The following is a 20266-nucleotide window of genomic DNA, read 5'->3' on the forward strand; positions in this document are numbered from 1 at the left end:
TTCGGTGTGCCCCCTCGCACTGAACGCCCTCCCCAAGCGGGGCGAGGCATGGGGATGCCTCGCCCCGCTCTCACCTCGTCGCTGAGCCATCCGATCGCGCCTTCCGCGCTCGCTCGACGACCGCCGTCGGACATCCTCAGGGGATGCTCAGCCCGCGCGACACGCCCGGGTTTGCGGAACAGAAATCCGCCGTGGCAGAATAGACAGGTTCGACATTTCGGCGGCGCTCGCGCGTGCGCCGGATCACCACCAGGGCAGTGCATAGGCGGCGCGGGAGCGCAGGGACCTAGGCCGCGGGTGGCAGAACACCCCCGACACCCTCATCCCGAGGGCCCTGCCGTGCGCGGCGGGGGTCGGCATCCGCTCGTCGAGAGGCGTGCGGGCTGACAGCAGAACAGTGGTGCGCAGGCCGGCTCCCCGGAGCCGTTCGAGTGCCGAGGCGCGAACAGCGCCGACGTGCGTCCAATGCCCCTGGGTCACCCGGCCCAGGACGGTAAGACGCCTAAAGAGAGAGAGCAGACAATGGCGGGACAGAAGATCCGCATTCGCCTGAAGTCGTATGACCACGAGGTCATCGACACGTCCGCACGCAAGATCGTCGACACCGTGACCCGTGCGGGCGCGACCGTCGTCGGTCCCGTGCCCCTTCCGACCGAGAAGAACGTCGTGTGCGTCATCCGGTCGCCCCACAAGTACAAGGACAGCCGCGAGCACTTCGAGATGCGCACCCACAAGCGTCTGATCGACATCGTCGACCCGACGCCCAAGGCCGTCGACTCGCTGATGCGCCTCGACCTGCCGGCCGACGTCAACATCGAGATCAAGCTCTGAGGTCCGACATGGCTGACATCAACTCCAAGGTTTCCAAGGGCCTGCTGGGCACCAAGCTCGGCATGACCCAGGTGTGGAACGAGAACGGCAAGCTCGTTCCCGTCACCGTCATCGAGCTCGCCCCGAACGTGGTCACGCAGATCCGTACCCCCGAGAAGGACGGCTACAACGCCGTGCAGATCGCGTACGGCCAGATCGACCCCCGCAAGGTCAACAAGCCGCTCTCCGCCCACTTCGAGGCCGCAGGCGTCACGCCGCGCCGTCACGTCACCGAGGTCCGCACCGCGGACGCCGGCGACTACACCCTGGGCCAGGAGCTCACGGTCGACGGCACGTTCGAGGCCGGCCAGCTCGTCGACGTCGTCGGCACGAGCAAGGGCAAGGGCTTCGCCGGTGTCATGAAGCGCCACAACTTCAAGGGCGTCTCGGCATCGCACGGTGCGCACCGCAACCACCGCAAGCCCGGCTCCATCGGCGCATCGTCGACCCCGAGCCGCGTCTTCAAGGGCATGCGCATGGCCGGCCGTATGGGCGGCGAGCGTGTGACCGTCCTCAACCTCACGGTGCACGCCGTCGACGCCGAGAAGGGACTCATGCTCGTCAAGGGCGCCGTCCCCGGTGCGCGCGGCCGCATCGTCTACGTCCGCAACGCAGTGAAGGGTGCCTGATCATGGCTGACTCGACTCTCGCGCTCGACGTCCTCAAGGCAGACGGCAAGAAGGCAGGCTCCGTCGAGCTTCCCGCCGCGCTGTTCGACGTCAAGACGAACATCCCGCTCATCCACCAGGTCGTCGTCGCGCAGCTCGCGGCGGCACGCCAGGGCACGCACTCGACCAAGCGTCGTGGCGAGGTCTCCGGTGCCGGCCGCAAGCCCTTCAAGCAGAAGGGCACGGGTAACGCCCGTCAGGGCTCCATCCGCGCGCCGCACATGACCGGTGGTGGCATCGTGCACGGCCCCAAGCCGCGCGACTACTCGCAGCGCACCCCCAAGAAGATGATCGCCGCCGCCCTGCTGGGCGCGCTCAGCGACCGCTTCCGCGGTGACCGTCTGCACGCGATCGACACGTTCGGCGCCGAGGGCACGCCCTCGACCAAGGCCGCGGCGAGCTTCCTCGCCCAGGTCGCGACGTCGAAGAACGTCCTCGTGGTCACCGAGCGCGGCGACGAGCTCGCGCTCAAGAGCCTCCGCAACCTCGGCCACGTCCACGTGCTGACGTTCGACCAGCTCAACGCCTACGACGTGCTCGTCTCCGACGACATCGTCTTCACCCAGGCCGCTCTGGAGGGCTTCATCGCCTCGAAGACCGGCGCCAACCAGGAGGTCTCCGCATGAGCGAGCAGGCATCTGTTCTCCAGACGGCCCTGAACAAGGACCCGCGCGACATCATCCTGAAGCCGGTCGTGTCCGAGAAGAGCTACGGTCTGATCGACGAGGGCAAGTACACCTTCCTCGTCGACCCGCGCGCTTCGAAGACCGAGATCAAGCTCGCCATCGAGAAGATCTTCGGCGTCAAGGTCGCTGGGGTCAACACCCTCAACCGCGTCGGCAAGGCTCGTCGCACCCGCTTCGGCACCGGCAAGCGCAAGGACACCAAGCGCGCCATCGTGACCCTGAAGTCGGGCACCATCGACATCTTCACGGCAATCGGCTGATCCGGGGGATAAAGGACAATCATGGCTATTCGCAAGTACAAGCCCACGACCCCGGGCCGTCGCGGCTCGTCGGTGGCTGACTTCGCCGAGATCACCCGATCGACGCCGGAGAAGTCGCTGCTGCGCCCGCTCGCCAAGACCGGTGGTCGCAACAACCAGGGACGCATCACGACCCGTCACATCGGTGGTGGCCACAAGCGCCAGTACCGTGTCATCGACTTCCGTCGCAATGACAAGGACGGCGTGGACGCCAAGGTCGCTCACATCGAGTACGACCCGAACCGCACCGCACGCATCGCGCTGCTGCACTACTTCGACGGCGAGAAGCGCTACATCCTCGCGCCGGCGAAGCTCAAGCAGGGCGACATCGTCGAGTCGGGTGCAGGCGCCGACATCAAGCCGGGCAACAACCTGCCGCTGAAGAACATCCCGACGGGTACCGTCATCCACGCGATCGAGCTCCGTCCCGGTGGCGGCGCGAAGATGGCGCGTTCGGCCGGTGCCTCCGTGCGCCTCGTGGCCAAGGACGGCAACTTCGCCCAGCTGCGTCTGCCCTCCGGTGAGATCCGCAACGTCGATGCGCGCTGCCGCGCGACCATCGGCGAGGTCGGCAACGCCGAGCAGTCGAACATCAACTGGGGCAAGGCCGGCCGTATGCGCTGGAAGGGCGTCCGCCCGACCGTGCGCGGTGTCGCGATGAACCCGGTCGACCACCCGCACGGTGGTGGTGAGGGCAAGACGTCCGGTGGACGTCACCCCGTCTCCCCCTGGGGCCAGGCTGAGGGTCGCACCCGTCACGCCAACAAGGAAAGCGACAAGTACATCGTGCGCCGTCGCAACGCCGGCAAGAAGCGCAAGTAGGAGTAAGAGAAGATGCCTCGCAGTCTTAAGAAGGGCCCCTTCGTCGACGAGCACCTGCTTCGCAAGGTGGTCGTGCAGAACGAAGCCGGCACGAAGAACGTCATCAAGACCTGGTCCCGCCGGTCCATGATCATCCCGGCCATGCTGGGTCACACGATCGCGGTCCACGACGGACGCAAGCACATCCCTGTGTTCGTGTCCGAGACCATGGTCGGCCACAAGCTGGGCGAGTTCGCGCCCACCCGCACCTTCCGCGGCCACGAGAAGGACGACAAGAAGGGGCGGCGCCGCTAATGGTCGAATCCATCGCACGCGTGAAGCACATCCGCGTGACCCCGCAGAAGGCTCGTCGTGTTGTCGCGCTCATCAAGGGCAAGCAGGCCCAGGAGGCTCTGGCGATCCTGAAGTTCGCTCAGCAGTCCGCCAGTGAGCCGATCTACAAGCTTGTCGCGTCGGCCATGGCCAACGCGCAGGTCAAGGCGGATCGTGACGGCGAGTACCTCGACGAGCAGGACCTGTACGTGAAGAACGCGTACGTGGACGAGGGCACGACGCTCAAGCGTTTCCAGCCCCGTGCACAGGGTCGCGCTTTCCAGATCAAGAAGCGCACGAGCCACATCACGGTCGTGCTCTCGACGCCTGAGGCGGCCCCGGCCGCTGCGGGCGACAGCAACAAGAAGGCGAGCAAGTAATGGGACAGAAGGTAAACCCGTACGGCTTCCGCCTCGGCATCACCACGGACCACGTGTCGCGCTGGTTCTCGGACTCGACGAAGCCGGGTCAGCGTTACGCCGACTACGTCGCCGAGGACATCAAGATCCGTCGTCTGCTGCAGACGCAGCTCGACCGCGCCGGCGTCTCGAACATCGAGATCGAGCGCACCCGTGACCGCGTCCGCGTCGACATCCACACCGCCCGCCCGGGCATCGTGATCGGTCGTCGTGGAGCCGAGGCCGAGCGCATCCGCGGCGACCTCGAGAAGCTCACCGGCAAGCAGATCCAGCTGAACATCCTCGAGGTCAAGAACCCCGAGGCCGACGCTCAGCTCGTCGCGCAGGGCATCGCCGAGCAGCTCTCTGCTCGTGTGGCGTTCCGTCGTGCGATGCGCAAGGGTCTCCAGGGCGCGCAGCGCGCTGGCGCCAAGGGCATCCGCATCCAGGTCTCCGGCCGTCTCGGCGGCGCCGAGATGAGCCGCTCGGAGTTCTACCGCGAAGGTCGTGTGCCGCTGCACACGCTGCGCGCGAACATCGACTACGGCTTCTACGAGGCGAAGACCACCTTCGGCCGCATCGGCGTGAAGGTCTGGATCTACAAGGGCGACCTGACCAACAAGGAGCTTGCTCGCGAGCAGGCCAACGCACCGAAGTCGCGTCGTGACGACCGTGGTGGCGACCGCCGCCGCGCTCCGCGCAACGAGGCCCCCGTCGCAGAAGGAGCGTCTGCCTGATGCTTATTCCCCGCAAGGTCAAGTACCGCAAGCAGCATCACCCCAAGCGCGATGGCCAGGCCACCGGCGGCACGAAGGTCTCCTTCGGCGAGTTCGGCATCCAGGCGCTCACGCCGGCGTACGTGACGAACCGTCAGATCGAGTCCGCTCGTATCGCGATGACCCGTCACATCAAGCGTGGCGGAAAGGTGTGGATCAACATCTACCCGGACCGTCCGCTCACCAAGAAGCCGGCTGAGACCCGCATGGGTTCCGGTAAGGGCTCGCCCGAGTGGTGGGTCGCCAACGTCAAGCCGGGTCGCGTCCTCTTCGAGGTCGCGGGTGTCAACGAGGAACTCGCTCGCGAGGCACTCACCCGAGCAATCCACAAGCTGCCGCTCAAGGCACGCATCATCAAGCGCGAGGAGGGCGACGCGTAATGGCGATCGGCACCAAGGAGCTCGCTCCGGCAGAGCTCGACACGTTCGAAGACCAGCGCCTCGTTGAGGAGCTGCGCAAGGCCAAGGAGGAGCTGTTCAACCTCCGTTTCCAGTCGGCCACCGGCCAGCTGGAGAGCCACGGCCGCATCCGCGCCGTCAAGCGCGACATCGCGCGCCTCTACACTGTGATCCGCGAGCGCGAGCTGGGCATCCGTGCGACGCCCGCTCCGGTCGAGGCTCCGGCCAAGAAGGCGTCCAAGTCGAAGGCGAAGAAGGCGGATGCCGCTGACGACGCCGTGAAGGAAGAGGCCGAGTGATGGCTGAGAAGAAGGCTGCAGCCGCTGAGGCCGAGCACGCCGCGCACGACGTCCGCGACGCGGACGCCCGCGGTTACCGCAAGGCCCGCCGTGGCTACGTCGTCAGCGACAAGATGGACAAGACCATCGTGGTCGAGGTCGAGGACCGCGTGAAGCACCCGCTTTACGGCAAGGTCATCCGCCGCACCTCGAAGGTCAAGGCGCACGACGAGGCGAACACCGCCGGCGTCGGCGACCTCGTCCTGATCAACGAGACCCGCCCGCTGAGCGCCACCAAGCGCTGGCGTCTGGTGGAGATTCTGGAGAAGGCCAAGTGATTCAGCAGGAATCTCGCCTCAAGGTCGCCGACAACACCGGCGCCAAGGAGCTGCTCACCATCCGTGTGCTCGGTGGCTCCAAGCGCCGCTACGCGGGCCTGGGCGACACCATCGTCGCGACCGTCAAGGACGCGATCCCCGGTGGAAACGTCAAGAAGGGCGATGTGGTCAAGGCCGTCATCGTCCGCACCGTCAAGTCCACGCGCCGTCCCGACGGCTCGTACATCAAGTTCGACGAGAACGCCGCCGTGATCCTGAAGAACGACGGGGAGCCCCGCGGCACCCGTATCTTCGGCCCGGTCGGCCGTGAGCTTCGCGACAAGAAGTTCATGAAGATCGTCTCGCTGGCGCCGGAGGTTATCTAAGTCATGGCGAAGATCAAGAAGGGTGACCTGGTCCAGGTCATCACCGGACCCAAGGACGAGCGCGGCAAGCAGGGCAAGGTCCTCGAGATCCTGTCCGAGCGCAACCGCGTCGTCGTCGAGGGCGTGAACTACGTCACCAAGCACACGCGCGTCGGCCAGACGCAGCGCGGCACCAAGACGGGCGGCCTCGAGACTGTCGAGGCTCCCATCCACATCTCGAACGTCGCACTCGTCGACCCCTCGACCAAGAAGCCGACCAAGGTCGGCCACCGGGTCGAGGAGCAGACCAAGGACGGCGTCAAGCGCACCGTCCGCGTGCGCTTCGCGAAGAAGAGCGGTAAGGACCTCTGATGGCAACCGAGACTGCCGTGGAGGCTGGCAAGATCCAGCCCCGCCTGAAGCAGAAGTACAACGCCGAGATCAAGAAGGCGATGCAGGACGAGTTCGGCTACACGAACGTCATGCAGATCCCCGGACTGGTCAAGGTCGTCGTGAACACCGGTGTCGGCGAGGCAGCTCGCGACAGCAAGGTGATCGATGGCGCGGTCGACGACCTCACCAAGATCACCGGCCAGAAGCCGATCGTCACGAAGGCCCGCAAGTCCATCGCGCAGTTCAAGCTGCGTGAGGGACAGGCCATCGGCGCGCACGTCACCCTGCGTGGCGACCGCGCCTGGGAGTTCGTGGACCGCCTGGTCTCGCTCGCACTGCCCCGCATCCGCGACTTCCGCGGTCTGTCGGCCAAGCAGTTCGACGGCAACGGCAACTACACCTTCGGTCTCCAGGAGCAGAGCGTGTTCCACGAGATCGATCAGGACAAGATCGACCGGGTTCGCGGTTTCGACATCACCGTCGTCACCACCGCGAAGACGGATGACGAGGGCCGCGCCCTGCTGCGCCACCTCGGCTTCCCGTTCCGCTCGGACGACGCACAGGCGTGACACCTCGACGGGCTCGGCGACCATCTGGTCACTGAGCCCGTCGAAGTGCCCGTACAATTGAAGATTGCGTGCTCATCGCAGGCCGTCTGTCGTGTAACGGCAGCCGGAACCTCATGAACAAAGGAAAACACCAATGACAATGACAGACCCGGTCGCAGATCTGCTGACCCGTCTGCGTAACGCGAACTCGGCGCACCACGACTCCGTGACGCTGCCGTCGAGCAAGCTCAAGACGCACATCGCCGAGATCCTCCAGCAGGAGGGCTACATCGCGGGCTGGGAGACCTCTGCCGCTCGCGTCGGCACGAACCTCACGCTGCAGCTGAAGTACGGCCCCAACCGGGAGCGTTCGATCGCGGGCATCAAGCGCGTGTCGAAGCCCGGACTCCGCGTGTACGCGAAGTCCACCGAACTCCCCAAGGTCCTCGGCGGCCTCGGCGTGGCCATCCTGTCCACCTCCTCCGGTCTTCTCACCGACCGTCAGGCTGAGCAGAAGGGCGTGGGCGGAGAAGTTCTCGCCTACGTGTGGTAATTCGACATGTCGCGTATCGGACGACTTCCCATCGACGTTCCCGCGGGCGTGACCGTTTCGGTCGACGGCCGTGAGGTCGCGGTGAAGGGCCCCAAGGGTGAGCTCACCCTGACGGTCGCCAGCCCCATCGAGGTCGCGGTCGAGGAGAACCAGGTTCTCGTCACCCGTCCCGACGACGAGCGCGAGTCGCGGTCTCTCCACGGCCTGACCCGCACGCTCATCAACAACAACATCATCGGCGTGACCCAGGGCTACTCCAAGGGTCTCGAGGTCGTCGGCACCGGTTACCGCGTGCAGCAGAAGGGCAGCTCGGTCGAGTTCGCCCTCGGCTTCTCGCACCCGGTCCTGATCGACGCTCCCGCCGGCATCACGCTCACGGTCGAGGGCACCAACAAGCTCACCGTCAGCGGGATCGACAAGCAGGCTGTCGGCGAGGCAGCTGCCAACATCCGCAAGATCCGCAAGCCCGAGCCGTACAAGGGCAAGGGCGTGCGCTACGCCGGCGAGAACGTGCGTCGCAAGGCCGGAAAGAGTGGTAAGTAACCATGGCTCTCAAGTCAAAGTCTGACGCCCGCGCGCGTCGTCACGCCCGCCTTCGCAAGAAGGTCGTCGGCACCGAGGTGCGTCCGCGCCTCGTCGTCAACCGCTCGTCGCGCCACGTCTTCGTGCAGCTCGTCGACGACAGCAAGGGTCACACCGTCGCGTCGGCTTCGACGCTCGAGACCGACCTGCGCTCGCTCGAGGGCGACAAGACCGCCAAGGCCCGCAAGGTCGGCGAGCTCCTCGCCGAGCGCGCGAAGGCCGCAGGCGTTTCCGAGGCAGTGTTCGACCGTGGCGGCAACCGCTACGCCGGTCGTGTCGCCGCCATCGCCGATGGCGCTCGTGAGGGAGGCCTGGCACTGTGAGTGACAACAAGGAGAACGAAGTGACCGAAGCGGCTGCTGCCACTTCCGAGACGGCCGCCGGCACCACGCAGGCCGAGCCGACTCGTGACCAGCGCGACGGTCGCCGCGGCGGCCGTGGTGACCGCAACCAGGGTGGACGCGACCGCAACTCGCGCGACCGTGGTGACAACCAGTTCCTCGAGCGCGTCGTGACCATCAACCGCGTGTCGAAGGTCGTGAAGGGTGGTCGTCGCTTCAGCTTCACCGCTCTCGTGGTCGTCGGCGACGGCAACGGTCTGGTCGGCGTCGGCTACGGCAAGGCTCGTGAGGTGCCCCTCGCGATCTCGAAGGGCGTCGAAGAGGCCAAGCGCAACTTCTTCCGCGTGCCGCGCGTCGGCAGCACCATCCCGCACCCCGTGCAGGGTGAGGCTGCGGCCGGTGTCGTGCTGCTGCGTCCCGCTGCCGCCGGTACCGGTGTCATCGCGGGTGGTCCCGTGCGCGCCGTGCTCGAGTGCGCCGGCATCCACGACGTGCTGTCGAAGTCGCTCGGCTCGTCGAACACGATCAACATCGTGCACGCGACGGTGACGGCCCTGAAGCAGCTCGAGGAGCCCCGTGCGGTCGCCGCACGTCGTGGCCTCGAGTTCGACCAGGTCGCACCCGCGCGCCTCGTCCGCGCCGAGGCCGACGCCATCGCCGCACAGAAGGTAGGTGCCTGATGGCCGCCCGGCTCAAGGTCACGCAGGTGAAGTCCAAGGTGAGCGAGAAGCAGAACCAGCGCGACACGCTGCGTTCGCTCGGTCTGAAGCGGATCGGTGACAGCACCGTCCGCCCCGACGACGCGCAGACGCGCGGTTACGTCAAGACCGTCGCGCACCTCGTGAAGGTTGAGGAGATCGACTAATGGCTGAGAAGAACGAAGCCGTCGAGGCTGAGAAGGCCCCGAAGAAGGCTGCCGCTCCCAAGGCTGCAGCCGAGAAGAAGCCCGCCGCCAAGAAGGCACCGGCCGCTGCGGCCGACGCCAAGGCCGAGGCTCCTGCGAAGAAGCCCGCCGCCAAGAAGGCTGCGCCGAAGAAGGATGCTCCGGCATCCCGTCCCGGCGTCCTGAAGGTGCACCACCTGCGTCCGGTCCCCGGATCCAACACTGCGAAGACCCGTGTCGGTCGCGGTGAGGGCTCCAAGGGCAAGACCGCCGGTCGCGGCACCAAGGGCACCAAGGCGCGCAACACCGTGCGCGTCGGCTTCGAGGGTGGGCAGATGCCTCTGCACATGCGCACCCCGAAGCTGCGCGGCTTCAAGAACCCGTTCCGCGTGGAGTACCAGGTCGTGAACCTGGAGAAGCTCGCGGAGCTGTACCCCCAGGGCGGCGACGTCACCGTCGGCGACCTGGTCGCCAAGGGCGCCGTTCGCAAGAACGAGAAGGTCAAGGTTCTCGGTAACGGCGACATCGCCGTGAAGCTCACCGTCTCGGTCGACAAGGTCTCGGGTTCTGCCGAGCAGAAGATCGTGGCAGCGGGCGGATCCGTCAAGTAACCACGTCATGAGAGGGGTCGGAGATTCTCCGGCCCCTCTTATGCGTTAGCCTGTTCTTTCAGCCGTCCCTCGGGGATCGGCAACCTTTTCAGGAGGAACGTCCCTTGTTTAGCGCCATCGCGCGGATCTTCCGCACGCCAGACCTGCGTCGGAAGATCGGTTTCACTCTCGCCATCGTCGCGATCTACCGACTCGGCTCCAACGTCCCCGCTCCGTTCGTCAACTTCCCGAACGTCGAGCAGTGTCTTGCAGAGAACACGCAGACCGACGGTCTCCTGGGCCTCGTCAACCTGTTCTCCGGCGGCGCGCTCCTCCAGCTCTCCATCTTCGCGCTCGGCGTCATGCCGTACATCACCGCGACGATCATCACCCAGCTCCTCCGCGTGGTCATCCCGCACTTCGAGGCGCTGCACAAGGAGGGTCAGGCCGGCCAGGCCCGTCTGACCCAGTACACGCGCTACCTGACGATCGCGCTCGCGCTGCTGCAGTCGACGACGCTCGTCACGGTGGCCCGCAGCGGGCAGCTGTTCGGGCAGACCGACATCGCCGCGTGCCAGAACCTCCTCACGAACGACGTGTGGTGGGCGCAGCTGCTCATCATCATGGCGATGACCGCCGGCACCGGCCTCATCATGTGGTTCGCCGAGCTCGTCACCGAGCGCGGCGTCGGCAACGGCATGTCCCTCCTCATCTTCACCTCGATCGCCGCGACGTTCCCCGGCGCGATGTGGCTGATCTGGGAGAGCCGCGGCTTCGAGGTCTTCCTGCTCGTGCTGCTCGTCGGCATCATCGTGATGGGTCTCGTCGTCTTCGTCGAGCAGTCCCAGCGACGCATCCCCGTGCAGTACGCCAAGCGCATGGTCGGCCGCCGCACGTACGGCGGCACCAACACCTACATCCCGATCAAGGTGAACATGGCGGGTGTGATCCCCGTGATCTTCGCGTCGTCGCTGCTGTACATCCCGGCGCTCATTGCGCAGTTCAACACCCCGCAGGACGGCTCGGAGCCGGCCGCGTGGGTCACGTGGATCAGCACGTACTTCACCACGGGCAACCACCCGATCTACATGGCGGCGTACTTCCTGCTGATCATCGGGTTCACCTACTTCTACGTCGCGATCACGTTCAACCCGGTCGAGGTCGCCGACAACATGAAGAAGTACGGCGGGTTCATCCCCGGCATCCGCGCCGGTCGTCCGACCGCCGAGTACCTCGACTACGTGCTCACCCGCATCACGCTGCCCGGCTCGATCTACCTCGGTCTGATCGCGCTCATCCCGCTCATCGCCCTCGCTACCGTCGGCGCCAACCAGAACTTCCCGTTCGGCGGCGCCTCGATCCTCATCATCGTCGGTGTGGGTCTCGAGACGGTCAAGCAGATCGATGCGCAGCTGCAGCAGCGTCACTACGAAGGGCTCCTCCGATGACCGCATCCGCACGTCTCCTGATCGTCGGTCCTCAGGGATCCGGAAAGGGCACGCAGGGCGTCCGCATCGCCGAGTCTTACGGCATCCCCGTGGTGTCGACCGGCGACATGTTCCGCGCGAACATCAAGGAGGGCACGCCCCTCGGACTGCAGGTCACCGCGATCCTCGACAAGGGCGACCTCGTGCCAGACGCACTGACCAGCGAGATCGTCCGCGATCGTCTGTCGCAGGAGGATGCCGCGAACGGATTCCTGCTCGACGGCTACCCGCGCAACACGGCTCAGGTCGCGCACCTCGAGGAGTTCCTCGGAGCACGCGGTGAATCGCTCGACGCGGTCATCCTGCTCGACGTGCCGCGCGAGGAGAGCATCGCCCGGCTGAAGCTCCGCGCCGCGGAGCAGGGCCGTTCGGACGACACCGACGAGGCCATCGCGCACCGTCTGGACATCTACGAGCACGAGACCGCTCCGATCCTCGAGGTCTACGGCGAGCGCGGCATCGTCGATCGCATCGACGGCGTCGGCACGCTCGACGAGATCACTGAGCGCGTGTTCGCGGCGCTGGCCGCTCGCGGTCTGCGCCTCGCCGCCTGACGTCGCCGATGTTCCGCCGGTCGATCTACAAGACGCAGGCCCAGCTCCGCTCGATGGTGGAGCCGGGGCTGATCACGGCGGCGGCTCTCGACGCCGTGCGACCGCTGGTCCGCCCTGGCGTCACCACTCTCGAGCTGGACGCCGCGGCGAACCGGCTGATCCTCGAGCGGGGCGCGGAGTCGAACTTCCAGCTCGTGCGGGGCTATCGGCACACGACCTGCATCTCGGTGAACGAGGAGGTCGTGCACGGCATCCCCGGTGAGCGCGTGCTGCAGGCCGGCGACATCGTGTCCATCGATTGCGGAGCGCAGTACCAGGGCTGGAACGGCGACAGCGCCATCACGGTCGTCGTTCCGGATGACACGCGTCCTGACGTCGTCGCCCGCCGCGAGGAGCTCTCCCGGGTCACCGAGGGCTCGATGTGGGCGGGTATCGCCGCGATGGCCTCTGCGCGCAACCTGGGCGACCTCGGTGCCGCCATCCAGGGGTACATCGAGGAGCAGGGTCCTTCTGCGGTGTCGGGGAAGACCTACGGCATCCTGCGCGAGTACGTCGGGCACGGCATCGGCCGCAAGATGCACGAGGCGCCGAGCGTCTTCAACTACCGCACGCCCGACCCCGGCGCCGAGATCAAGCCGGGTCTCGTACTGGCGATCGAGCCCATGGTCACGGCCGGCGGCGAGCAGACCTTCGTCGAGGACGACGACTGGACCGTCTCGACCGTCGACGGCACCGACGGCTCGCACTGGGAGCACAGCGTCGCGCTGCACGCGGACGGCATCTGGGTGCTCACCGCGGAGGATGGGGGAGCGGCAGGTCTCGCCCCCTTCGGCGTCACGCCGACGCCGATCGCGTAACGACGCCGTATCGTCATCGGCATCACAACCGGCGCATAGGTTTCTCCGGGCAGAATGGATGCTGTGGTGCGACTGCACCCGCAGACTTCAGGCCGGACTCGCCGTGAGCGGGCCTCGACAGAAACGGAAAGCAATGGCAGCCGCGAAGAGCAGCAGTCCCAACTGGTTCGTGATCGGCGTCTCGGCGGCTGTGGTGGTCGTCCTGGCCGTCCTCGCCTTCGTCGTGGTGTTCCTGAACAACCAGGCCACCGCCCCGGGGACCGCGCCGAAGAGCGCGATCGTCAACGAGGACACGGGCGCCATCAGCTTCGGATCCGGCGAGGACGAGATCGACACCTACGTCGACTTCATGTGCCCCATCTGCGGCCAGTTCGAGGACGCATACGGCGAGCAGCTGCAGACCGCGGCCGCGGACGACAAGATCACGCTCAACATCCATCCGATCTCGATTCTGGATCGTGCCTCCCAGGGGACGGAGTTCTCGACCAGGGCCGCGAACTCGATGTACTGCGTGGCGGTCGAGGCCCCGGACTCCGCCCTCGACTACTTCAACCTGCTCTTCGCCAATCAGCCGGAGGAGAACACGGCGGGGCTGACTAACGACCAGCTGATCGACTTCGCTACCCAGTCGGGAGCTGATGCGGCAGCTGACTGCATCACGGACGGTACGTACTCGCGGTTCGTCGCTACTCGTACGGACGAGACGCCTGTGGATCCGGCCACGGGTCGGTTCGGTACGCCGACCGTCGCCATCAACGGCGACCGGATCGACAACGCAGATATTCAGACGGAGTTCGCGAAGATCCTCGGATGACCCTCGAGGTCGCGCTTCCTCGGGATACGGTCGAATCGAATCAACCGATTCGATACGACCGGAGGACAGAATGACCATCGAGACAATCGCAGATGAGAACCACGTGCCGAACCCCGTGCGGGCGACGCGTGCAAGGAAGTCGAAGCGCGGAGCAAGACGCGTATCGGTGGCCGGTGCAGTCGCGGCGCTGGTGGTGGGGCTCATGGTCCCGATCGGCGCGGCTGCGCCTGCCCAGGCAGCAGGGTCCGCGACATGCTCGTCGTTCGGGTGGAGCGGCGCGAACATCATCGGGTCTTGCTCGAACAAGAGCTTCCAGGTGATGTGGCAGTGCTTCCCGTCCAAGAAGTGGAACTACAAGACACTGGGCGGACCGTTCGGGCTGAGCTTCAACTTCAAGGCCTGCGACGTGACGTGGGTCACTGACGCACAGGCCGTCATCTAGCAGTTCTCTGCACGCTTGACGAACGGGCGAGGGCTTCGGCGACGACGGGTTGCCGGAGCCCTCGTCGGCGTATATAGTAGGTCGTTGGTGCCTTGTGCCTTGATTCGGCGTGTTCCGGATCGGCGAGACACCGCAATCCCACTCACAACGCAGATCGACCGGTCTGCAGAAGCGCAAGCGAGGCTATGGCTAAGAAAGACGGTGTCATCGAGATCGAGGGCGTGATCTCCGAGGCTCTGCCCAACGCGATGTTCCGCGTTGAGCTCTCCAACGGGCACAAGGTCCTGGCAACGATCTCCGGAAAGATGCGGCAGAACTACATCCGCATCATCCCCGAGGACCGCGTGGTCGTGGAGCTCAGCCCCTACGACCTGACCCGCGGCCGCATCGTCTACCGCTACCGCTGATCGGTCGAGAAGTAACACCCCAGGCATCCGTGCCTGCCCGGTGAAGACAGCGAACAGGAATCATCATGAAGGTCAACCCCAGCGTCAAGCCCATCTGCGATCACTGCAAGGTGATCCGCCGTCACGGCCGCGTCATGGTGATCTGCAAGAGCAACCCGCGCCACAAGCAGCGCCAGGGCTGATCACACAGATCTGACTCACAACTCAATACAGGTCGCGCGAGCGTCGAGGCGTTTCGTCTCGCTCCGCTCGCTCAACGACCGAAAGAAACTGGCAGGATCAGATCCCACTCCGGTGGGGGACACCTCGGGGCGGAGGCCCGGGCACCGATCCTGCTCCACACCTCCACCACACTCAGGAGAACCGCATGGCACGTCTTGCCGGCGTTGACATCCCGCGCGACAAGCGCGTGGTGATCGCCCTTACCTACATCTACGGCGTCGGCCGTACCCGCTCGGTCGAGATCCTCAAGGCCACCGAGATCGACGAGTCGATCCGCGTGAAGGACCTCTCGGACGACCAGCTCGTCGCACTCCGCGACTACATCGAAGGCAACTACAAGGTGGAGGGTGACCTGCGCCGCGAGGTCGCCGCAGACATCCGCCGCAAGGTCGAGATCGGCTCCTACGAGGGCATCCGCCACCGTCGTGGCCTCCCGGTCCGTGGTCAGCGCACCAAGACCAACGCCCGTACCCGCAAGGGCCCGAAGCGCACCGTCGCCGGCAAGAAGAAGGCCCGCTAAGCGCGGCCCCAGGGACTAGGAGAACACTTTCATGGCTGCACCCAAGGCCGCCGCGCGCAAGCCGCGCCGCAAGGAGAAGAAGAACATCGCGCTGGGCCAGGCCCACATCAAGTCGACGTTCAACAACACCATCGTCTCGATCACCGACCCGTCCGGCGCTGTCATCGCCTGGGCATCGTCGGGTGGCGTGGGCTTCAAGGGCTCGCGCAAGTCGACCCCGTACGCCGCCGGCATGGCGGCCGAGTCCGCCGCCCGCCAGGCTGCGGAGCACGGCGTCAAGAAGGTCGACGTCCTCGTGAAGGGTCCGGGCTCCGGCCGCGAGACCGCGATCCGCTCGCTCCAGGCCGCCGGCCTCGAGGTCGGCTCGATCTCGGACGTCACCCCGCAGGCGCACAACGGCTGCCGCCCGCCGAAGCGCCGCCGCGTCTGATCCGGCTCATGTGAGGGGTGCTCCGGCATCCCTCACATGCCCGTTCCGCGGGTTCGCCCGCACTGCGGGCCGACGGAAACGTCACAACTCAAGACCTCACCCACCACATGTCATATAGCGGTCATGTGATCGAAAGGAACACAGAGTGCTCATTGCACAGCGTCCCACACTCACCGAGGAAAAGATCGTCGAGAACCGGAGCCGGTTCGTCATCGAGCCTCTGGAGCCCGGCTTCGGATACACGATCGGCAACGCGCTGCGTCGCAGCCTGCTGTCGTCGATCCCCGGTGCCGCCGTCACCAGCGTCCGCATCGACGGCGTGCTGCACGAGTTCAGCACCATCCCCGGCGTGAAGGAGGATGTCACCGAGATCATCCTCAACATCAAGCAGCTCGTCGTCTCGAGCGAGCGCGACGAGCCGATCACCGCGTACCTGCGCAAGACCGGTGCGGGCGAAGTGACCGCCGCCGACATCTCGGCTCCGGCCGGTGTCGAGGTCCACAACCCCGAGCTCGTCATCGCGACGCTCAACGACACCGCCAAGTTCGAGCTCGAGCTCACGATCGAGCGCGGCCGTGGCTACGTCTCCGCGACGCAGAACCGCAACGAGTACGCCGAGGCCGGTCAGATCCCGATCGACTCGATCTACTCGCCGGTCCTCAAGGTCAGCTACCGCGTCGACGCCACCCGTGCCGGTGAGCGCACCGACTTCGACAAGCTGGTCCTGGACGTCGAGACCAAGTCGGCGATCAGCCCCCGCGACGCCGTCGCATCGGCTGCCAAGACGCTCACCGAGCTGTTCGGTCTCGCCCGCGAGCTGAACGTCGAGGCCGAGGGCATCGAGATCGGCCCGGCGCCGGTGGAGGCTGTGAACTCCAGCGAGCTGTCGATGCCGATCGAGGACCTCGACCTGTCGGTGCGCTCGTACAACTGCCTGAAGCGTGAAGGCATCAACACCGTTTCGGAGCTCGTCGCCCTGTCGGAGACGCAGCTCATGAACATCCGCAATTTCGGCCAGAAGTCGGTCGACGAGGTGCGCGACAAGCTCATCTCGCTCGGTCTGTCGCTCAAGGATTCGGTGCCCGGTTTCGACGGCGCCCACTTCTACGGCGGCAGCGAAGACGAGTCCTTCTGAACCCCGACCTTCTGACCAGGAGTTAGACGATTATGCCCAAGCCCACCAAGGGTCCCCGCCTCGGAGGCGGCCCCGCCCACGAGCGCCTGCTGCTTGCCAACCTCGCCGCTGCGCTGTTCACGCACAAGTCCATCAAGACGACCGAGACGAAGGCCAAGCGCCTGCGTCCGCTCGCCGAGCGTCTGATCACCTTCGCCAAGCGCGGAGACCTGCACGCTCGTCGTCGCGTTCTCTCGGTCATCGGTGACAAGGACGTCGTGCACACGCTGTTCGCCGAGATCGCTCCGCTCGTCGCGGACCGTGAGGGCGGCTACACGCGCATCACGAAGGTCGGCAACCGCAAGGGCGACAACGCACCCATGGCCGTGATCGAGCTCGTCCTCGAGCCCGTCACCCCCAAGAAGAAGGCTGCCAAGGCTGCTCCGAAGGCCGAGAAGGCTGAGAAGCCGGCCGAGGAGGCTCCGGCTGAGGAGACCGCCGTCGAGGAGGCTCCCGCCGAGGAGACCGCTGCAGACGCCGGCGCCGAGTCGCAGGCCGAGGGCGAGGCCGCTGAGGCCGCCGCCGAGGACGCCGTCGAGAACAAGTAAGCTCTCGCATCGCACGGAGCCCGTCATCCCTCTCGGGGTGGCGGGCTTCGTCGTGTCGGGCGTCGGCGGGGTCCGTTTCGCGGACCGCGTCCCGATCCACGGACGATTCGTCGGGATCGGTCCGTCGATCGGGGCGGCGTCCGCAGATCGGGACGGGTTCTCAGGCGCGGGCGCGGAGGTCCTTGCGCAGGATCTTGCCCGAGGCGGACTTGGGGATCGCGTCGATGAACTCCACCTGCCGCACCTTCTCGTGCGGCGCGACGTGCGCCGCGACATGCGCTATCACGGCATCCGCGTCGAGCTCCGATCCGGGCTGCACCACGACGAACGCCTTCGGGACCTCCTGCCCGTCGTCGTCGAGGGAGCCGATCACCGCGGCATCCGCGATGGACGGATGCTCGAGCAGCACGGCCTCCAGCACGGCCGGCGCCACCTGGTAGCCCTTGTACTTGATGAGCTCCTTGAGGCGGTCGACGATGCGGAACACGCCCTCCGCCGTGACGGTCGCCACGTCACCCGTGTGCAGCCAGCCGTCGGCGTCGAGCATCTCCGCCGTCGCGTCCGGGCGGTTCAGGTATCCCGCCATGACCTGAGGCCCGCGGATCAGCAGTTCGCCGGGGTCGCTGGCGCCCTCGGCGGGCACGTCGACGTCGGTGCCGTCTTCCGCGAGCAGCCGAGCCTCGGTGTTCGCGAGCAGCATGCCGACCGTGGACCGGTCGATCTCGGTGCGGTCGTACGGGATCGCATGCGTCACGGGACTCGTCTCGGTCATCCCGTACCCCTGACACACCGTGCAGTCGAGCCGTGCCGCCACCGCCGACGCGAGAGCGCCGTCGAGCGGTGCGGCACCCGAGAACACGACCTTGACCGACGACAGGTCGTACTGGTCGACGAGCGGATGCTTGGCCAGGGCGACCGCGATCGGCGGAGCGATGAAGATCCAGCTCGTGCGGTGGTCCTGGACGACGCGGAGGAACTCGGTCAGGTCGAACCTCGGCATCGTGACGAGCGCGGAGCGCTGCCGCAGCGCGAAGTTCAGGAGCACCGTCAGTCCGTAGATGTGGAAGAAGGGGAGCACGGCCAGGACGCGATCGTCGTCGGCGAGGGAGATCGTCGAGCGGCACTGGCTGACGTTCGCGACGAGGTTGCGGTGCGTGAGCATGACGCCCTTCGGACGCCCGGTCGTGCCCGAGGAGTATGGGAGCACGGCGATGTGGGATGCCGGATCGAAGGAGACGTCGGGGGCGCCGCGCCCCTCGCCCAGGAGCGCGCCCAGCGAGGGGTGTCCTTCGGCGCCGTCGAGCACGATCACGTGGTCCGCGTCGAACCCGAGACTCTCCGCGGCGGCCGCGGCCCCGGGCAGCAGGGGAGACTCGGTGACGAGCCACGTCGCCCCGGCATCCGTCAGCTGATTCGCGATCTCCTCCGAGGTGTACAGGGAGTTGATGGTCGTGGCCGTCGCCCCCGCGCGCAGGATGCCGTGCAGCACGGTCGCGAAGGCGGGCACGTTCGGGCACAGCACGCCGACGACCGTGCCGACGCCCACGCCGCGCGCGGCCAGGGCGCCCGCGAAGCGGTCGATCTGGCCGATGAGCTGGCGGTAACTGGTGGTGTCCCCGCTCGTGCCGTCGACGAGCGCGACCGCGTCGAGGCGCGTCGGGTCGATGTCTCCGAAGAGGAAGTCGTAGATCGAGACCTCCGGGACCTCGACATCGGGATACGTGCTGCGAACCATGAGATCTCCTTCGATCCGGGTCGGCGACGGGGCCGCGTGATGCGATCCAGTGTCGCATAGCCGGGCACCCGGTCCCAGTGCTCGTCTCGCAGGACCGTTCATGAGAGCAGAAGAGTCCTGCGGGAGTAGGCTGATCCGGTGAGTGACGCAGAGACCCTGACCCGAGGGCCTCGTGCCTACGCCTCCTTCATCGTGATCGGCCTGGTCGCGGGCCTCCTCTCCGGCCTGTTCGGGGTCGGCGGCGGCACCGTGATCGTCCCGCTCCTCGTGCTGTTCCTGCACTTCAACCAGCGTCTCGGCGCCGGCACCTCGCTCGCCGCGATCGTCCCGACCGCGACGGTCGGCGTGATCTCGTACGCGATCCACGGCTCGGTCGCGTGGATCCCCGCGCTCATCCTCGCCGCCGGCTCCGTGGTGGGCGCGCAGATCGGCACCCGACTGCTGCCCAAGATCTCGCAGACGACGCTCCGCTGGTTCTTCGTCGGCTTCCTCGCGGTCGTGATCGTGAGCCTGTTCCTCGTGATCCCCTCCCGCGACGCCGTCTTCGAGCTGTCGGTCCTCAGCGGCATCGCGCTCGTCGTGGTCGGCGTCGCGACCGGCATCCTCTCAGGGCTCATCGGCGTCGGGGGCGGGATCGTCGTCGTCCCCGTGCTCATGCTCGCGTTCGGCACGAGCGACCTCGTCGCCAAGGGAACCTCGATGCTCATGATGATCCCGACCGCGATCTCCGGCACGATCGGCAACCTCCGCAACCACAACGTCGATGTCGTCGCCGCCGCGTTCGTCGGGATCTCCGCGTGCACGACCACGGCGCTCGGCGCGTGGCTCGCCACTGTGATCGACCCCATGGCCGCGAACATGCTGTTCGCGGCATACCTCGTCGTGATCGCGGTGCAGATGGCGATGAAGGCGATCAAGGGGCGTCGTAAGAAAGACTGACCCGGGTTTCGTCCGGTCGCACGCATCCTCGGCGCACGGCGGAGAACGTAGGATCGAG

The 20266-nt window shown here is 66.5% G+C and carries 33 protein-coding genes; 32 read left to right on the forward strand and 1 reads right to left on the reverse strand.

The features are described from left to right. Positions 1-522 precede the first annotated feature (522 nt). The 31 genes from rpsJ to rplQ all read left to right on the forward strand — a co-directional run bounded on the left by rpsJ (position 523) and on the right by rplQ (position 17534). The gene (rpsJ, locus tag AKH00_RS09635; RefSeq protein ID WP_017201594.1) at positions 523-831 is read left to right on the forward strand and encodes a 30S ribosomal protein S10; all 309 of its coding nucleotides are present in this window, start codon (positions 523-525) and stop codon (positions 829-831) included. An 8-nt stretch (positions 832-839) separates the two neighbouring features. Then, entirely contained in the window at positions 840-1499 is a 660-nt protein-coding gene (gene rplC, locus AKH00_RS09640; protein ID WP_050722495.1) for a 50S ribosomal protein L3, read from the forward strand. A gap of 2 nt (positions 1500-1501) precedes the next feature. After that, a complete protein-coding gene (gene rplD, locus AKH00_RS09645) occupies positions 1502-2164 on the forward strand; it encodes a 50S ribosomal protein L4 (protein WP_050722496.1) in 663 nt (220 codons plus the stop codon). Continuing rightward, positions 2161-2484 (forward strand): 50S ribosomal protein L23, encoded by a 324-nt coding sequence (gene rplW / locus AKH00_RS09650; protein ID WP_017829206.1) that lies wholly within the window; start codon positions 2161-2163, stop codon positions 2482-2484. The genes rplD and rplW overlap by 4 nt, the downstream gene beginning before the upstream one ends. 21 nt (positions 2485-2505) lie before the next feature. Further along, positions 2506-3345 (forward strand): 50S ribosomal protein L2, encoded by an 840-nt coding sequence (rplB, locus tag AKH00_RS09655; RefSeq protein ID WP_050722497.1) that lies wholly within the window; start codon positions 2506-2508, stop codon positions 3343-3345. A 12-nt stretch (positions 3346-3357) separates the two neighbouring features. Next, positions 3358-3639 carry a 30S ribosomal protein S19 gene (gene rpsS, locus AKH00_RS09660; protein WP_017201589.1) on the forward strand — a complete coding sequence of 94 codons (282 nt, stop codon included), beginning with the start codon at positions 3358-3360 and terminating at the stop codon, positions 3637-3639. Next, the gene (gene rplV, locus AKH00_RS09665; protein ID WP_050722498.1) at positions 3639-4037 is read left to right on the forward strand and encodes a 50S ribosomal protein L22; all 399 of its coding nucleotides are present in this window, start codon (positions 3639-3641) and stop codon (positions 4035-4037) included. The genes rpsS and rplV overlap by 1 nt, the downstream gene beginning before the upstream one ends. Continuing rightward, positions 4037-4792 carry a 30S ribosomal protein S3 gene (rpsC, locus tag AKH00_RS09670; RefSeq protein WP_050722499.1) on the forward strand — a complete coding sequence of 252 codons (756 nt, stop codon included), beginning with the start codon at positions 4037-4039 and terminating at the stop codon, positions 4790-4792. Before rplV ends, rpsC begins: the two co-directional genes overlap by 1 nt. Continuing rightward, positions 4792-5211 carry a 50S ribosomal protein L16 gene (gene rplP / locus AKH00_RS09675; RefSeq protein ID WP_045275476.1) on the forward strand — a complete coding sequence of 140 codons (420 nt, stop codon included), beginning with the start codon at positions 4792-4794 and terminating at the stop codon, positions 5209-5211. The genes rpsC and rplP overlap by 1 nt, the downstream gene beginning before the upstream one ends. Continuing rightward, positions 5211-5528, forward strand: coding sequence for a 50S ribosomal protein L29 (gene rpmC / locus AKH00_RS18255; RefSeq protein ID WP_050722500.1), 318 nt, complete (start codon positions 5211-5213; stop codon positions 5526-5528). The genes rplP and rpmC overlap by 1 nt, the downstream gene beginning before the upstream one ends. Then, positions 5528-5845, forward strand: coding sequence for a 30S ribosomal protein S17 (gene rpsQ / locus AKH00_RS09685; RefSeq protein ID WP_050722501.1), 318 nt, complete (start codon positions 5528-5530; stop codon positions 5843-5845). The genes rpmC and rpsQ overlap by 1 nt, the downstream gene beginning before the upstream one ends. After that, complete coding sequence (rplN, locus tag AKH00_RS09690) at positions 5842-6210, forward strand: 50S ribosomal protein L14 (RefSeq protein ID WP_050722502.1); 369 nt, start codon at positions 5842-5844, stop codon at positions 6208-6210. The genes rpsQ and rplN overlap by 4 nt, the downstream gene beginning before the upstream one ends. 3 nt (positions 6211-6213) lie before the next feature. Further along, positions 6214-6561, forward strand: a complete 348-nt coding sequence (gene rplX, locus AKH00_RS09695) for a 50S ribosomal protein L24 (protein WP_050722503.1) — start codon at positions 6214-6216, stop codon at positions 6559-6561. Further along, entirely contained in the window at positions 6561-7151 is a 591-nt protein-coding gene (gene rplE, locus AKH00_RS09700; protein ID WP_050722504.1) for a 50S ribosomal protein L5, read from the forward strand. Before rplX ends, rplE begins: the two co-directional genes overlap by 1 nt. A gap of 133 nt (positions 7152-7284) precedes the next feature. Next, positions 7285-7683 (forward strand): 30S ribosomal protein S8, encoded by a 399-nt coding sequence (gene rpsH, locus AKH00_RS09705; protein WP_050722505.1) that lies wholly within the window; start codon positions 7285-7287, stop codon positions 7681-7683. 6 nt (positions 7684-7689) lie between these two features. Further along, a complete protein-coding gene (gene rplF / locus AKH00_RS09710) occupies positions 7690-8226 on the forward strand; it encodes a 50S ribosomal protein L6 (protein WP_050722506.1) in 537 nt (178 codons plus the stop codon). Positions 8227-8228: 2 nt separating this feature from the next. Continuing rightward, positions 8229-8588: a 50S ribosomal protein L18 gene (gene rplR, locus AKH00_RS09715; RefSeq protein WP_050722507.1), complete on the forward strand. Its 360-nt coding sequence runs from the start codon at positions 8229-8231 to the stop codon at positions 8586-8588. Between the two features lie 20 nt (positions 8589-8608). Further along, positions 8609-9286, forward strand: a complete 678-nt coding sequence (gene rpsE / locus AKH00_RS09720) for a 30S ribosomal protein S5 (RefSeq protein ID WP_268768102.1) — start codon at positions 8609-8611, stop codon at positions 9284-9286. After that, positions 9286-9471, forward strand: a complete 186-nt coding sequence (gene rpmD, locus AKH00_RS09725) for a 50S ribosomal protein L30 (protein ID WP_042538783.1) — start codon at positions 9286-9288, stop codon at positions 9469-9471. The genes rpsE and rpmD overlap by 1 nt, the downstream gene beginning before the upstream one ends. After that, the gene (gene rplO, locus AKH00_RS09730) at positions 9471-10100 is read left to right on the forward strand and encodes a 50S ribosomal protein L15 (protein ID WP_082297539.1); all 630 of its coding nucleotides are present in this window, start codon (positions 9471-9473) and stop codon (positions 10098-10100) included. The genes rpmD and rplO overlap by 1 nt, the downstream gene beginning before the upstream one ends. A 104-nt stretch (positions 10101-10204) precedes the next feature. Further along, positions 10205-11527, forward strand: coding sequence for a preprotein translocase subunit SecY (secY, locus tag AKH00_RS09735; protein WP_050722509.1), 1323 nt, complete (start codon positions 10205-10207; stop codon positions 11525-11527). After that, positions 11524-12120 (forward strand): adenylate kinase, encoded by a 597-nt coding sequence (locus AKH00_RS09740; RefSeq protein WP_050722510.1) that lies wholly within the window; start codon positions 11524-11526, stop codon positions 12118-12120. Before secY ends, AKH00_RS09740 begins: the two co-directional genes overlap by 4 nt. Before the next feature lie 8 nt (positions 12121-12128). Further along, positions 12129-12977, forward strand: coding sequence for a type I methionyl aminopeptidase (map, locus tag AKH00_RS09745; protein ID WP_050722511.1), 849 nt, complete (start codon positions 12129-12131; stop codon positions 12975-12977). 133 nt (positions 12978-13110) lie between these two features. After that, on the forward strand, positions 13111-13791 hold the full coding sequence (locus tag AKH00_RS09750; protein WP_050722512.1) for a DsbA family protein: 681 nt from the start codon (positions 13111-13113) through the stop codon (positions 13789-13791). 70 nt (positions 13792-13861) lie between these two features. Beyond that, positions 13862-14233: a hypothetical protein gene (locus AKH00_RS09755; protein ID WP_152926152.1), complete on the forward strand. Its 372-nt coding sequence runs from the start codon at positions 13862-13864 to the stop codon at positions 14231-14233. Between the two features lie 185 nt (positions 14234-14418). Continuing rightward, on the forward strand, positions 14419-14640 hold the full coding sequence (infA, locus tag AKH00_RS09760; protein WP_017201569.1) for a translation initiation factor IF-1: 222 nt from the start codon (positions 14419-14421) through the stop codon (positions 14638-14640). A 65-nt stretch (positions 14641-14705) separates the two neighbouring features. Next, a complete protein-coding gene (gene rpmJ, locus AKH00_RS09765; RefSeq protein WP_005050492.1) occupies positions 14706-14822 on the forward strand; it encodes a 50S ribosomal protein L36 in 117 nt (38 codons plus the stop codon). A 185-nt stretch (positions 14823-15007) separates the two neighbouring features. Continuing rightward, a complete protein-coding gene (gene rpsM, locus AKH00_RS09770; protein ID WP_050722514.1) occupies positions 15008-15382 on the forward strand; it encodes a 30S ribosomal protein S13 in 375 nt (124 codons plus the stop codon). 31 nt (positions 15383-15413) lie between these two features. Further along, entirely contained in the window at positions 15414-15812 is a 399-nt protein-coding gene (gene rpsK, locus AKH00_RS09775) for a 30S ribosomal protein S11 (RefSeq protein ID WP_050722515.1), read from the forward strand. A 145-nt stretch (positions 15813-15957) separates the two neighbouring features. Beyond that, complete coding sequence (locus AKH00_RS09780) at positions 15958-16947, forward strand: DNA-directed RNA polymerase subunit alpha (protein ID WP_050722516.1); 990 nt, start codon at positions 15958-15960, stop codon at positions 16945-16947. A gap of 32 nt (positions 16948-16979) precedes the next feature. Beyond that, positions 16980-17534 carry a 50S ribosomal protein L17 gene (gene rplQ, locus AKH00_RS09785; RefSeq protein WP_050722517.1) on the forward strand — a complete coding sequence of 185 codons (555 nt, stop codon included), beginning with the start codon at positions 16980-16982 and terminating at the stop codon, positions 17532-17534. Positions 17535-17694: 160 nt separating this feature from the next. On the opposite strand, the gene AKH00_RS09790 is transcribed toward rplQ, so the two are convergent. Then, positions 17695-19269, reverse strand: a complete 1575-nt coding sequence (locus AKH00_RS09790; RefSeq protein ID WP_050722518.1) for an AMP-binding protein — start codon at positions 19267-19269, stop codon at positions 17695-17697. 138 nt (positions 19270-19407) lie between these two features. On the opposite strand from AKH00_RS09790, the gene AKH00_RS09795 reads away from it, so the two are divergent. After that, the gene (locus AKH00_RS09795) at positions 19408-20208 is read left to right on the forward strand and encodes a sulfite exporter TauE/SafE family protein (RefSeq protein ID WP_050722519.1); all 801 of its coding nucleotides are present in this window, start codon (positions 19408-19410) and stop codon (positions 20206-20208) included. Positions 20209-20266: the final 58 nt, after the last annotated feature.

The sequence above is a fragment of the Microbacterium sp. GCS4 genome, assembly GCF_001262495.1.
Lineage (GTDB): Bacteria > Actinomycetota > Actinomycetes > Actinomycetales > Microbacteriaceae > Microbacterium.